The organism is Treponema sp. R6D11 (genome assembly GCF_054786075.1).
Genome location: NZ_BDHD01000953.1, coordinates 1 through 436 on the forward strand (window position 1 = coordinate 1; position 436 = coordinate 436).

General features: G+C 45.2%; 1 protein-coding gene. It reads left to right on the forward strand.

Annotated elements, in window-relative coordinates:
- On the forward strand, positions 1 to 266 hold a 266-nt coding region (locus tag ACYVTD_RS16965; RefSeq protein ID WP_461248820.1), incomplete at its 5' end, for an EF-Tu C-terminal domain-related protein.
- Positions 267 to 436: the final 170 nt, after the last annotated feature.

Below are 436 nucleotides of genomic sequence, written 5' to 3' on the forward strand. Positions count from 1 at the left end.
GTCAAATTTATTGTCTTTCCAAAGATGAAGGCGCACGCCATCGCCCGTTCTTTCCAGGTTCAAGACCGCAGTTCTATTCCCGCACAACCGACATTACAGGTACTGTAAAACTTCCCGAAGGCAAGGAAATGGTAATGCCCGGCGATAACGCCGAAATTATCGGTGAATTGATTCACCCCATCGCCATGGAAAAAGGTCTTCGCTTCGCTATCCGCGAAGGCGGCAAGACAGTCGCTTCCGGTCAGGTTGTGGAAATAATAGAGTAAAAAGAAAGTAGGTTTACCTGACCACCTGACCACTTAACTTGACTAAATTTTTTTAGTTAGGTGAATAGATAAAGTGGTCAAGTTAAGTGGTCAGGTGGTCAGGAGGAACAATGGCTAAGGAAGGAATTCGCGTAAGGTTGCGCGGTTTTGATGTTGAATTAATTGATCAG